The organism is Longimycelium tulufanense, from assembly GCF_014645795.1.
Classification (GTDB): domain Bacteria; phylum Actinomycetota; class Actinomycetes; order Mycobacteriales; family Pseudonocardiaceae; genus Longimycelium; species Longimycelium tulufanense.
Map to the genome: position 1 here is coordinate 96073 of NZ_BMMK01000009.1, position 12431 is coordinate 108503.

General features: G+C 71.0%; 10 protein-coding genes and 3 tRNA genes. 1 reads left to right on the top strand and 12 read right to left on the bottom strand.

What is annotated here, in order from left to right; genetic code table 11:
• Positions 1–180: 180 nt before the first annotated feature.
• The 6 genes from IEY55_RS11625 to IEY55_RS11650 all read right to left on the bottom strand — a co-directional run bounded on the left by IEY55_RS11625 (position 181) and on the right by IEY55_RS11650 (position 5546).
• Positions 181–2547 (bottom strand): HAD-IC family P-type ATPase, encoded by a 2367-nt coding sequence (locus IEY55_RS11625; protein WP_229686274.1) that lies wholly within the window; start codon positions 2545–2547, stop codon positions 181–183.
• 202 nt (positions 2548–2749) lie between these two features.
• Complete coding sequence (gene rplA / locus IEY55_RS11630; RefSeq protein ID WP_189056939.1) at positions 2750–3466, bottom strand: 50S ribosomal protein L1; 717 nt, start codon at positions 3464–3466, stop codon at positions 2750–2752.
• Positions 3467–3540: 74 nt separating this feature from the next.
• Positions 3541–3975, bottom strand: a complete 435-nt coding sequence (gene rplK, locus IEY55_RS11635) for a 50S ribosomal protein L11 (protein ID WP_189056941.1) — start codon at positions 3973–3975, stop codon at positions 3541–3543.
• 162 nt (positions 3976–4137) lie between these two features.
• Positions 4138–4953, bottom strand: a complete 816-nt coding sequence (nusG, locus tag IEY55_RS11640; protein WP_189056943.1) for a transcription termination/antitermination protein NusG — start codon at positions 4951–4953, stop codon at positions 4138–4140.
• Between the two features lie 74 nt (positions 4954–5027).
• Positions 5028–5441: a preprotein translocase subunit SecE gene (gene secE, locus IEY55_RS11645; RefSeq protein WP_189056945.1), complete on the bottom strand. Its 414-nt coding sequence runs from the start codon at positions 5439–5441 to the stop codon at positions 5028–5030.
• 32 nt (positions 5442–5473) lie between these two features.
• Positions 5474–5546, bottom strand: a tRNA-Trp gene (locus IEY55_RS11650).
• A gap of 237 nt (positions 5547–5783) precedes the next feature.
• Here IEY55_RS11650 and IEY55_RS11655 point away from each other — a divergent pair.
• The gene (locus IEY55_RS11655; RefSeq protein WP_229686275.1) at positions 5784–7007 is read left to right on the top strand and encodes a pyridoxal phosphate-dependent aminotransferase; all 1224 of its coding nucleotides are present in this window, start codon (positions 5784–5786) and stop codon (positions 7005–7007) included.
• A 361-nt stretch (positions 7008–7368) separates the two neighbouring features.
• Here IEY55_RS11655 and IEY55_RS11660 read toward each other — a convergent pair whose 3' ends face one another.
• The 6 genes from IEY55_RS11660 to IEY55_RS11685 all read right to left on the bottom strand — a co-directional run bounded on the left by IEY55_RS11660 (position 7369) and on the right by IEY55_RS11685 (position 12261).
• Positions 7369–7794 carry a MaoC family dehydratase gene (locus IEY55_RS11660; protein ID WP_189056947.1) on the bottom strand — a complete coding sequence of 142 codons (426 nt, stop codon included), beginning with the start codon at positions 7792–7794 and terminating at the stop codon, positions 7369–7371.
• Positions 7791–8270 carry a MaoC family dehydratase N-terminal domain-containing protein gene (locus tag IEY55_RS11665; protein WP_189056949.1) on the bottom strand — a complete coding sequence of 160 codons (480 nt, stop codon included), beginning with the start codon at positions 8268–8270 and terminating at the stop codon, positions 7791–7793. The genes IEY55_RS11660 and IEY55_RS11665 overlap by 4 nt, the downstream gene beginning before the upstream one ends.
• A gap of 319 nt (positions 8271–8589) precedes the next feature.
• The gene (gene rpmG, locus IEY55_RS11670; RefSeq protein WP_189056951.1) at positions 8590–8754 is read right to left on the bottom strand and encodes a 50S ribosomal protein L33; all 165 of its coding nucleotides are present in this window, start codon (positions 8752–8754) and stop codon (positions 8590–8592) included.
• Between the two features lie 606 nt (positions 8755–9360).
• Positions 9361–9433: transfer RNA gene (locus IEY55_RS11675), tRNA-Met, on the bottom strand.
• A 75-nt stretch (positions 9434–9508) separates the two neighbouring features.
• Positions 9509–9581 (bottom strand) — tRNA-Thr (locus IEY55_RS11680).
• Between the two features lie 64 nt (positions 9582–9645).
• A complete protein-coding gene (locus IEY55_RS11685) occupies positions 9646–12261 on the bottom strand; it encodes a putative bifunctional diguanylate cyclase/phosphodiesterase (RefSeq protein ID WP_189056953.1) in 2616 nt (871 codons plus the stop codon).
• Positions 12262–12431 lie beyond the last annotated feature (170 nt).

Consider the following 12431-nt stretch of genomic DNA (forward strand, 5'->3'; position numbering starts at 1 on the left):
CACCGCCGCGACAGCACATGCCCGCAAGCGACGCCGTGGGAGCACTCGTAGCGCACTCGAGATCCCGTCGGCGTCACGCATCCTGCGTGCTTCGTGCAGTCACCGTCCCGCCCCGCGAGGGGCTCTCGCCAGCCACAACGCCGTCGAGGTGCCGCGCGGCGGCAGGCTGGCTCCCGCGCTTCACCGACCAATCAGCCGGCGCTTCTCCTGCCGGAACCAGCCGTCGAGCCACCAACCGACCTCCAGCAGCGCGATCGCCACCGCCGCACTCACCAATGCGGTCAGCATGACGTGCGGGTGGCTGGGGTCGAGTTCGAAGAATCGCTGTCCCAGGGGAAGCAACAACGCCAGCAGGAAACCGCTGAACATCGTCCCGAGAAGCACCAGCTTCCACCACACGTACGGGCGGGCGACGATCGCCAGCACCCAGAACGCCACCAGGAACAGGGCAACCACCGCCGCGGTCTGGTGCTCACGCGGCGTGGCGCTGGCATCGCCCCGCGCGATCCAGTACGTGATGAACGTGGTCAACCCCGCCACGATCCCGGCGGGAACCGCCATCCGCAGGACACGTTGCACGAACCCGCTCCGGGCGCGCTCCACGTTGGGCGCCAGCGCGAGGAAGAACGCAGGCGTGCCGATGGTGAGGCTGCCGACGAGCGTCAGGTGCAACGTCGTGAACGGGAACGGCACGTGCACCACACCGATGAGGATCGCCAGCAACACCGAGTAGACCGTCTTGGTCAGGAACAGGTTCGCGACCCGCTCGATGTTGCCGATCACCCGGCGACCCTCGGCCACGACGTACGGCAACGTCGCGAACTTGTTGTCCAGCAAGACAATCTGCGCGACCGCACGCGTCGCCGGGCTACCGGTCCCCATCGCGACGCCGATGTCTGCGTCCTTCAACGCGAGGACGTCGTTCACACCGTCGCCGGTCATCGCGACAACATGACCGCGGGACTGCAGCGCACCCACCATGTCGCGCTTCTGCGCGGGCGTGACCCGTCCGAACACGGTGCCCGCGGCCAACCGCTCGGCGAGCTGGTCCCGTTCCGCAGGCAGCTCGCGCGCATCCACCGGGCGGTCGGCCCTGGGCAGTTCCAGAGTGGTCGCGACCGCGCCCACCGAGCGCGCGTTGTCGCCGGAGATCACCTTCACCTCGACGTCCTGCTCGGCGAAGTACCGCAGGGTCGGTGCGGCGTCCGGCCGGATCTTCTGCTCCAGCACCACGAGCGCGGCTGGCTCCACCGCACCCGGCGCGCCCGCGTCGTCGACCGACATCGCCGCCCGGCCGAGCAACAACACCCGCAGTCCCCGGACGTTGATCTGCTCCGCGTCGGCCAGCACCGGGCTGTCCGGCGGCAGCAGGACCTCGGGCGCACCGAGCACCCAGTGACCGTGTTCCCCGAAGCTGGCACCACTCCACTTCCGTGCGGAGGAGAACGGCGCCACCGCCGTGGCCCGCCAACCGTCCACCGACGGATGCGCCTCGGCAATAGCCTGCAGGCTGGCGTTCGGCCGCGGGTCGGTAGCGGCGAGCGCGCCCAACACATCCGGCACCGGCGCGGAGCTGTCGAGCTGTCGGACCTCGGCCAGGTGCATGCCGGCGTCGGTGAGGGTGCCGGTCTTGTCGGCGCACACCACGTCGACCCGGGCCAGGCCCTCGATCGCGGGCAGCTCCTGCACCAGGCACTTGCGGAAGCCGAGCCGGATCACACCCACCGCGAACGCGACGCTGGTGAGCAGCACCAGGCCCTCGGGAACCATCGGCACGAGCGCGGCCACCATCCCGCGGATCGCGCCCGGCAGGTCGGGGGTGCTGAGCAGCTGACTCCAGATGATCAACGCCCCGCCCGGCACCAGCAACCAGGTGATGATCCGCAGGATGTCGTTGATGCCCGACCGCAGCTCGGAGTGCACCAGCGTGAAGCGGCTCGCCTCCTCGGCGAGCTTGGCGGCATACGCCTCGCGGCCGACCTTGGTGGCGCGGTAACGGCCGCTGCCGGCCACCACGAAGCTGCCGGAGAGCACCTGGTCACCGGGCTGCTTCAGGACCGGGTCCGCCTCGCCGGTGAGCAGCGACTCGTCGACCTCCAAGCCCTCGGCAGCGGTCACCGCGCCGTCCACCACGATCTTGTCGCCCGGTCCGAGCGCAATCATGTCGTCCAGCACGACCTGGTTGGGCGGCAGCTCGACCACCTCGCCGTCGCGCAGCACGTGGGGTCGGGCCTCGCCGATGATCGCCAGCTTGTCCAGCGTCTGCTTGGCGCGCAGTTCCTGGAAGATGCCGATCACCGTGTTGATCACGATGATCAGGCCGAACAGGCCCTGCTTGGCCGGGCCCACGACCATGATCATCACGAACAGCACGCCGATGATGGCGTTGAACCGGGTGAGGACGTTGGCCCGGACGATGTCCGTGGCGCTGCGGCTGGCCCGGGCGGGCACGTCGTTGGTCTGCCCCGCGGCGACGCGACGCCGGACCTGCTCAGCGCTGAGTCCCCGTACCACGTCGACGTCGTCCACCTGCGGTGATGCCGGCACTCCGCGATCGTATGCGCGGGACGACCGCCGTGCGCATCGACCGACCGGCCAGGTCGGGGTCCGCCGTTCGGCGACCATCCGGTCGGAGGACCGGCCAGGACCTCGCCCGCACGGGCGTGGCCGTGTCCTCGAGAACTGGCGACACGTGAGGGGCGCGTCCCCTGCTGGGAAACGCGCCCCTCACGGCTGCTTCACTCCTGGATCAGGCCGACGCCTCCTCGGCGAGGAGGTTGCGGGTCCGGTTCGGGTCCACCGGGATGCCCGGGCCCATGGTGGTGGTGAAGGTGACCTTCTTCAGGTACTTGCCCTTGGCCGCGGATGGCTTGGCCCGCAGGATCTCGTCCAGGGCAGCGGCGTAGTTCTCCACCAGCTTGTCGGTGTCGAAGGAGGCCTTGCCGATCACCAGGTGCAGGTTGGCCTGCTTGTCCACCCGGAAGTTGATCTTGCCGCCCTTGATGTCCTTGACCGCCTTGGACACGTCGGCCGTGACGGTGCCGGTCTTGGGGTTGGGCATCAGGCCACGCGGGCCCAGGATCCGGGCGATCCGGCCGACCTTGGCCATCTGGTCCGGGGTGGCGATCGCCGCGTCGAACTCGAGCCAGCCGCCCTGGATGCGCTCGATGAGCTCGTCGGTACCAACGGCGTCCGCGCCGGCGGCCTCGGCCTCGGCGGCCTTGTCGCCGGTGGCGAACACGATGACGCGTGCGGTCTTACCAGTGCCGTGCGGCAGGTTCACGGTGCCGCGGACCATCTGGTCGGCCTTGCGGGGGTCGACCCCCAGCCGGATCGCCACCTCCACGGTGGCGTCCATCTTCACCGCACTGGTCTCCTTCGCCAGCTTCGCCGCCTCCAGCGGCGAGTACAGCTTGGCGCGGTCGACCAGCTCGGCGGCCTTGCGATATGCCTTGCTGCGCTTCATTGTGCTGTTCCCTCTTACGGATCAGTCGTGGTGCGGGCCAGCGCCTGGCCCTCCCACCTGCGGGGTCGGTCTGGTCAGCCCTCGACGGTGATGCCCATGGAACGGGCGGTGCCGGCGATGATCTTCGCGGCGGCGTCGATGTCGTTGGCGTTGAGGTCGGCCATCTTCTGCTGGGCGATGTCGCGCACCTGGTCCATGGTCACCCTGGCGACCTTGTTGCGGTGCGGCTCGCCGCTGCCCTTGTCCACACCGGCGGCCTTGAGCAGCAGCTTCGCGGCCGGCGGGGTCTTGAGCTTGAAGTCGAACGACCGGTCCTCGTACACGGAGATCTCGACCGGCACCACGTTGCCGCGCTGCGACTCGGTCGCGGCGTTGTATGCCTTGCAGAACTCCATGATGTTGACGCCGTGCTGACCCAGCGCCGGGCCGACCGGCGGGGCCGGGTTCGCCTGGCCCGCGCTGATCTGCAGCTTGATGATCGCTGCCAGCTTCTTCTTCTTGGGCGGCATCTCAGTGCTTCCTCTGTGCTCGATGGCTCGGTTCCGGGCCTGCTCCGCGGCTGGTCACCGCATCGCGACGCGCACCTCGCCAGGTGAGGTGTCCCGTGCCACTGCCCTGCCTCGCGGTGGCACGGCCGATCCGGTCGCCCCGCCGCCCGGCGGGGGTGCCGGTCAGATCTTGGAGACCTGGTTGAACGACAGCTCGACCGGGGTCTCCCGGCCGAAGATCGACACCAGGACCTTGAGCTTCTGCGCGTCGGCGTTGACCTCGCTGATCGTCGCCGGCAGCGTGGCGAACGGGCCGTCCATGACGGTCACCGACTCGCCCACCTCGAAGTCGACCTCGATCGCCGGCTTGGCCGCCGCGGCCGGCGCCTTCTTGCCCGGGGCCGCCTTCTCCTGCTCCTTCTCCACCTGCGGCGCGAGGAACTTCAGCACCTCGTCGATGGACAGCGGGGAAGGCTTGGAGGTGGCGCCGACGAAGCCGGTCACGCCCGGGGTGTTGCGGACCGCGCTCCAGGAGGCGTCGTTGAGCTCCATCCGGACCAGGATGTAGCCGGGCAGCACCTTGCGCTGCACCTGCTTGCGCTGGCCGTTCTTGATCTCGGTGACCTCTTCGGTCGGTACCTCGACCTGGAAGATGTAGTCCTCCATGTCCAGGGAGTGGATCCGGGTCTCGAGGTTGGCCTTGACCTTGTTCTCGTAGCCGGCGTAGGAGTGCACCACGTACCAGTCGCCCGGCGCGCGGCGCAGTGCGGCGCGCAGCTCGGCGACCGGGTCCTCCTCGGCCTCCTCCTCGTCGGAGGCGGGGGTGTCCGCGGCCTGCTCGGCCGGCTCCTCGGCGCTGTCCGAGACCGCGCCTGCGTCCTCGGCGCCGGCCTCGGCGACCGCGTCCTCGACGCGCTCGGCGTCGCCCGGCTCAGCGGCCGCGCGCGCGGAGTCGTCGAGCTGACCGGTCAGCTCCTGGCTGCCGTCGTGGGAGGTCACAGTCGGTCTCGCTTCCTCTCGTGTCGCACCTGTCCCGGCCGTTGCGCCTGCCCGCCCCGGCTCGCCCGGCCGGCTCAGCCGAACAGCCAGAACATGGCCTGGCCGAAGCCGAAGTCCAGCCCCGCCACCAGCGCCGTCATGAAGGCGACGAACACCAGCACCACCGCCGTGTAGGTCACCAGCTGCTTGCGCGTGGGCCAGATGACCTTGCGCAGCTCGGCGACGACCTCACGGAGGAACCGCCCGAGCCGACGCAGCGGAGAGCCCTTGGACTCCCGGCGGTTGCGCACCGGCGTCGGCCGGCCCTTGGCACCACTGGCACCCGTCACCTCGGCAGTGCCGCCAGCACCCGGGCCGGCGGCGCGGCCGCCCCGAGCCCTGCGGGCGGCCGGGCGGGCGGAGGCACGGCGCTCCCGCCGCGCCGCGGAGGTCACCGGACGGGAAGCGTCGCGCTCCTCGGCCCGGCCCTGCTCGCGGTCCTCGCTCACGCCTGCTCCTCCGCTCGCCGTCTGCTACGACGCAGGGGTGACAGGACTTGAACCTGCAACCTGCGGTTTTGGAGACCGCTGCTCTGCCAGTTGAGCTACACCCCTTCGCGCGATCGACCCGCGCACCCGGAGAGGGTACTCGAGATCACGCGCGTGGCCGTCTTCCACCCGCCCCACGGGCCTCGTGGGGTCGATGGTCGAGCGTTCCAAGATGGCGAGTCTACGACACACCGGTCGGCGACCTCCAACCGCCCATGTCAGCGACCTTGCGCCAGCCGTGCGCGGGGGCGTGATCCGGTTGGTTCGTCGCGCCGTCGCGTGATCCCTGCGATCATGCGGGCCATGGGCGCATCGCAGGTGAGCGGAACCCGACGGGTGTCGGCGCGGGTCGGGGGGATCGGTGAGTCGGCCACCCTGGCGGTGGACGCGAAGGCCAAGGCGCTGCGGGCGGCGGGGCGGCCGGTGATCGGCTTCGGTGCCGGTGAGCCGGACTTCCCGACGCCGAGCCCGATCGTCGAGGCGGCCGCCGCGGCCTGCGCCGATCCCCGCAACCACCGCTACACCCCGGCGGCCGGCCTGCCGGAGCTGCGGGAGGCGATCGCGGCGAAGACGCGGCGGGACTCCGGTTACTCGGTGGAGCCGAGCCAGGTGTTGGTCACCAACGGCGGCAAGCAGGCCGTCTACACCGCGTTCGAGACCCTGATCGACCCGGGCGACGAGGTGCTGCTGCCGGCTCCGTACTGGACGACCTACCCGGAGGCGATCGCGCTGGCCGGGGGCCGGTCGGTGATCGTGCCCACCGACGAGTCCACCGGCTACCTGGCGAGCGTCGAGCAGCTGGAGGCGGCGCGCAGCTCGCGAACGAAGGCGTTGTTGTTCTGCTCGCCGTCGAACCCGACGGGCGCGATCTACCCGCCGGAGCAGGTGGCGGCGATCGGCCGCTGGGCGCACGAGCACGGCATCTGGGTGATCACGGACGAGATCTACGAGCACCTCACCTACGACGGCGCCGAGCACGTGTCGATGCCGACGGTGGTGCCGGAGCTGGCCGACACGTGCGTGGTGCTCAACGGCGTGGCCAAGACCTACGCGATGACCGGCTGGCGGGTGGGCTGGCTGATCGGGCCGCCGGACGTGGTCAAGGCGGCGACCAACCTGCAGTCGCACCTGTGCTCGAACGTGTGCAACGTGGCGCAGCGGGCGGCGCTGGCGGCGGTGAGTGGGCCACTGGACGCGGTGGCGGAGATGCGGACGGCTTTCGACCGGCGGCGGCGCCGGATGGTGGAGCTGCTGCAGGGGATCGAGGGCGTGACGTGCCCGGTTCCGCAGGGGGCGTTCTACGCCTACCCGTCGGTGAAGGAGTTGCTGGGTAAGGAGATTCGTGGGGTGCGGCCGAGCAGCAGCACCGAGTTGGCGGGGCTGTTGCTGGAGCACGTCGAGGTCGCCGTGGTGCCCGGCGAGGCGTTCGGTACGCCCGGCTACTTCCGGCTCTCCTACGCACTGGGCGACGACGACCTGGTCACCGGCGTGACCCGGATCGCCGACTTCCTCGCCGAAGCGCGCTGAGCCCTGGCGGACGCCCGCCGGGGTGGCGAGTGCCCCGGCTCGAATGTGTGGAGTACCCCGGGCTCGAACGAGAGCCACGCGGGCGTGAGCAGAGCCGCCGTTCCTGCGGGCTGCACTTGCGTTCGGCACGTAGGCCGGGTCCGACGCCAGTCAGGCAGATTTCCCGCTGCCCCCCGGGAGTTGCCGACTGCACTTGAGATCCGTAGCGCAGCTCCTGCCCGACGGACGCGAGCCACGCGCCAGCCTGCGCGCTGCCCTCCGGGCGTTCGTGCGGACCGCATTGCCGCAACGCTCGCGACCTACTGGCCCCGCCGTGGCGGCGCGACGGTGCTCGGGCAGTGGCCGTCGCGCCGCCACGGGCTCAGGCGAGCCTGACGAGGGCCGAGGCGCCGCCCAGCACGCCCTGCCCGGCGTACTTGACGGTCATATTGATCTTGACCGTGCCATCATCGTTCTTCTTCGTGACCTTGCCGGTGACCTCGACCGTGGCGCCCTTGTCGTCGTCGGGCACCACGACCGGCCGGGTGAAGCGCACGCCGTAGTCCACGACGGCGCCCGGGTCGCCCGCCCACGCGGTGACCGCGCGCCCGGCCAGGGCCATGGTCAGCATTCCGTGCGCGATCACGTCGGGCAGGCCCACCTCGCGGGCGAACCGCTCGTTCCAGTGGATCGGGTTGAAGTCGCCGGACGCGCCCGCGTACCGGACCAGGTCGACGCGGGTCACGGTGAAGCTGTGCAGCGGCAGCTCCTCGCCCTCGACGACGTCGGCGAAGCCGCGGCGGGTCATGCGGTGGCCTCCTCGCTGGACGCGGGGCGGTCGGCGGTGCCGCGAGCGACCAGGGTCGCGCGCGAGGTGCACACCGGCTCGCCGTCCTCGGTGGTGATCTCGGCGCGCATCGACAGGAAGTCGTTGCCGACCCGGGACCTGATGTCGTCCACGTGCGCGGCGGCGACCAGGCGGTCGCCGGCCCGCATCGGCCGGTGGTGGATGAACCGCTGGTCACCGTGCACGACGCGGCTGTAGTCCAGGCCGAGCTCCGGGTCGTTGATGACGAGGTGGTGCGCCTTGAGCGAGAGGACGACGGCGAAGGTCGGGGGCGCGATGACGTCCGGATAGCCGGCGGCGCGCGCGGCCTCCGGATCGCGGTAGAGGGGGTTGTCGTCCCCGATCGCGTCGGCGAACTCTCGGATCTTCTCCCGGCCGACCTCCCACACCTCGGTGGATGGGTAGGACCGCCCGACGAACGACTGGTCAAGGGCCACGTCGGCAGGCTAGCCGAGGCCCGCCGCCACCCCGTGGACCGGCGGCGGCCACCACCCCGGCTGTGCGGAACCCCACCCCCGTCCCGGGAGGAAAGGGAGGAAGGGGCTGGCCAGTCCACTGTCGCGACCGGCCTTCGGCGGGATCGCCCCCGGCCATCCCGCCCGACCGCGAGGAAGAGCCGCCGCGCAGCGCGCCCGCCTGGCCAGCGCGCGAGAACTTCGCGGACCGCGGCCCGTAGACGAACACGACCGGGCCGCCCCGCGGCGAGGCGGGGCGGCCCGGTGAAAAGGCTGTGGCGGGACTACGCCGACCGAGCGGTCAGCGCGTCTCCTTGTGCACCCGGTGCGCGTTGCAGTTCGGGCAGTACTTCTTCATCGCCAGGCGGTCGGGGTCGTTGCGCCGGTTCTTCTTGGTGATGTAGTTCCGGTGCTTGCACTCCTCGCACGCCAGCGTGATCTTCGGGCGGACGTCGGTGGCGGCCACGGGGTGCCTCTCTCTCGCTCGTGCTCGCACCCCCGCAAGCGGGGGCCCGGGGTCGAAGTCCCCGGCTGGGGTCTGGGACCGGTTGGTCCCAGTGTGCATCACGTGGTGAACCTGCCCGCCACGCGAGCCCGGTTCACCCGCTCACACCCCCAGTAATGGGGGTTCGGGGACCTGCCCCACCGCTCCGCGCGACCTCGCGCGGAGCGAAACTCGAGTGAGCAGCCGTCCGCACGGACACCGCCCACCCCTGGCGCCCCCACGAGGTACCGGGCCTGCGCCTGGTACCCCGCCCGGCGCCGGAGGACTTCCCCGCACACGACGGAAGACCTCCGCAACCCGGCCAGGGCCGACCGGGGACCACCCGAGCGGGCTCCTCCCCTACGTCACCCTGCTGCTCGGGGGTCCGAAGGACTCATCCGCAACGCCCGAGTCCTCCGCAACCCCGAGTGGGACTCCGGAAGACCTACCCACAGCGAGCTCGAAGCCCTACGGAACCCCGGTGGGGGTCCGGGGAGCAAGCCCCCCGGGTGGGTGTGGGGGCTTCGCCCCCACAAAAACGCGAAGCGAGCCGGTCTGACGCCGCCAGACACACCTCGCCCCCTCGCGTAGCGGTGGCCGGACTCGAACCGGCGACACAGCGATTATGAGCCGCTTGCTCTACCACCTGAGCTACACCGCCACACCGGGACATCATAAGACGTCCCACAGGAACAAGCCGCGGGCCCGCTTCGCGAGCACCGCGGCCTTTCCCTTGAGCCCCAATACGGAATCGAACCGTAGACCTTCTCCTTACCATGGAGACGCTCTGCCGACTGAGCTATTGGGGCGTGCCCTCGCGGAGCGAGGAGAACTCTACACAACCCCGGCCCACGATCCAAAACCGGGGGCGCCTCAGCGGACCAGGGTGAGCACGGTCTCGTCCCGGCGCCCCCGTGCCCGCACGGTACGGGCCCGCAGCCACGCCTCGAACCGGTCCTCCGACAGCGGCCGCGAGATCAGGTAGCCCTGGGCGACGTCGCAGCCCATCTCGATGAGCTGGTCGCGCGCGGCGTCCTCCTCGACACCCTCGGCGACCACGATCAGCCCGAGCGAGTGCCCCAGCTCCACGATCGACCGGACGACCGCCATGTCGCCCAGGTCGGTGCCCATGCCCAGGACGAAGCTCTTGTCGATCTTCACCTCGTCCACCGGGAGCTGGCGGAGGTAGGCCAGCGACGAGTACCCGGTGCCGAAGTCGTCCACCGCCAGCACCACGCCCAGCGCGTGCAGCCGCCGCAGGACCGGCAGCGCCCGCTCCGGCTCTGCCATGACCCCGGACTCGGTCAGTTCGAACGACAGCAGGCGCGGTGGCACGTCGTGCCGGCGCAGTGCTTCGGCCACCCGGTCCGGGAACGTCTCGTCGGCGAGGTTGCGCACGGACAGGTTGACCGCGGCGGACAGCCGCAGTCCCCGATCGAGCCACCCGCGCACCTTGGCCAGGGCGCTGTCCATCACGAACGAGGTCAGCGCGTCGACCAGTCCGGTGGCTTCCACGGCCGGCACGAACTCGTCGGGGTCCAGCCGGCCGAACTCCGGGTGCACCCAGCGCACCAGCGCTTCCACCCCGAGCACCTCACGACCTGGCAGCGCCACCTTCGGCTGGTAGTGCACGGTGACCTGCCCGCTGTCCAGTGCCTGCCGGAACTGGGTGACGAGCTGGAACCGGCGCAGGAAGATCTGCCCCATGCTCGGCAGGTAGGCGCGGACGGCGTCCCCGCTGGTGCGTGCCGCGCGCAGCGCCACGTCGGCGCGCTGCAGCAGGCTGTCGACCTCCACGCCGCCCTCGCCGCCGTCCGGTGGCACGGCCACATACCCCACAACCGCACCGGCCTCGACGTTGAGCTTGTCCACCGGGTACGGCGCCGCCAACACCTCGTGCAGTTGCTCGGCCAGCTTGTGCCCCTCCGCCTCGGTGCGATCGACCAGCAGCGCGGCGAAGGCGCCACCTTCCAGCCGTGCCAAGGGCACGTCGTCGCCGAGTGCCTCCTTGAGCCGTCGCCCGGCGGCCACCACGATGCGGTCGCTCCAGGTGTGCCCCAGCGCGTCACTGACCGCCGACAGCACGTCCAGGTCGAGGCGCAGCAGCACGGAACCGGAGTGCCGGCGCAGTCGTTCCAGCACGGCCTCGCGGAAGCCCGGCCGGTTCAGCAGGTTCGTGAGCGGGTCGTGGTAGGCGTCGTGCCGGAGCCTGGCGAGCAGTCGCCGGTTGTCCAGCGCTGTGGCCAGGTGGCTGGCCAGGGTGCCGAGGAGTTGGACGTCGGAGCGACCGAAGCCGCGCCAGCGGCTGAGCCGGTCGTGCGCCTCGACGGTGCCGAGCAGTTGGTGCGCGCCCCGGAGCGGGACCACCAGCGACTCGTGCGCACCGCGGTGCCGCAGTGCCTGCCGGACGTCGTCGTCGGCGTCCAGGCTGCGGAAGTAGCGGACGTGGCCGCCGGGGAGCTCGACCAGCGGGTCGTCCGGGGACGGGTGCTCCGCGCCCGCCGGGAGTGGCCGGCCGGCGACCACGGTGCGGGTCGGGCCGGCCTGGTCCAGGCGCAGGTGCAGCACGACGCGCTTGGCCGAGAGCTGCTCGCGCAACCGCTGGGCGATCTTCTGCCACTCGTCGGAGTCCAGCTCGGTGAGCGAGCTCTCCAGCAGCTTGCCGGGGCGCGCCACGACCTGCTGCCCAGAGCGGGCCACGCTGAGGCTGACGTCGCTGAGGGTCTCCAGGTCCCGCTGTTCGCGCAGCAGCCCGTAGTAGGCGCGGTAGAGGGCGGCCAGTGCCGCGACGACCAGGATGTTCAGCACCCAGCCCCAGTCCGCGCGGTGGGCGACCTCGTAGACGACGACACCGACCGAGATGTTGAGCAGGCCGACGACCAGGGTGTGCAGGGCGAGCCGGAAGGCGGCCGGCAGCCGGGGCTCGCCGCGCAGGATGTTCAGCGCGGTCAGGCCGAGGGCGGTGCTCACCAGCGGTGCGGCCAGGGCACCGAGCAGCGCGGCCACCCAGGGCGGGGCCGCACCCTCCAGGGCCTGCTTGAGCAGGGAGTAGATCGCGAACGGCGCCGCGATCTCCAGGCACATGACGCCGACGTTGTAGACCAGGTTGCTGGTCAGCCGGCGGACGAGCTGGCTGCCCACGCCGGCGAGCAGGTGCGCGGCCAGTACGACCTCGAACGGCGCGCTGAGCAGGCCGAGCACGAGCGGGATCTCGGTGAAGGAGATGGCCCAGCCGACCTGCCGGATGTCCACGTCGATGGTGAGGTGCTCGGCGAGCAGGAAGCCGAGTACCAGCAGCGGCCCGATCCACAGCAGGCGGGTCTCGAGCTCCAGCGGCAGCCACCAGGCGACCGCGGCGGCGGCGACAACGCCCACCACCAGGACGGCGCGCGAGAACGCTCGGTAGAGCAGCCGCCGGCGCGGATCCATCTGCGCCCGGTCGGACAGGCGGGACGAGTCCGGGTCATGCGGGCGGTGGTGATCGGACATGGCCCTCCTCATCACCTTCGTCCCCGACACCGCGTGGGCAGTAACGGGACCGCACCGTCGCCCGATCGTGACGGACGCCCGCCCGCTTGACCAGAGCGCTCCGGCTAACAACCACGGACCGCACACATTGCTCACCCGATCGGATAGGTGGCTGGCACTAGGCCAACCCA

Coding starts and splice junctions, on each gene's coding strand:
- rplA (WP_189056939.1), bottom strand. CDS start 3,466: ATGAAGCGCAGCAAGGCATATCGCAAGGCCGCCGAGCTGGTCGACCGC.
- rplK (WP_189056941.1), bottom strand. CDS start 3,975: ATGCCGCCCAAGAAGAAGAAGCTGGCAGCGATCATCAAGCTGCAGATC.
- IEY55_RS11655 (WP_229686275.1), top strand. CDS start 5,784: ATGGGCGCATCGCAGGTGAGCGGAACCCGACGGGTGTCGGCGCGGGTC.
- IEY55_RS11660 (WP_189056947.1), bottom strand. CDS start 7,794: ATGACCCGCCGCGGCTTCGCCGACGTCGTCGAGGGCGAGGAGCTGCCG.
- IEY55_RS11685 (WP_189056953.1), bottom strand. CDS start 12,261: ATGTCCGATCACCACCGCCCGCATGACCCGGACTCGTCCCGCCTGTCC.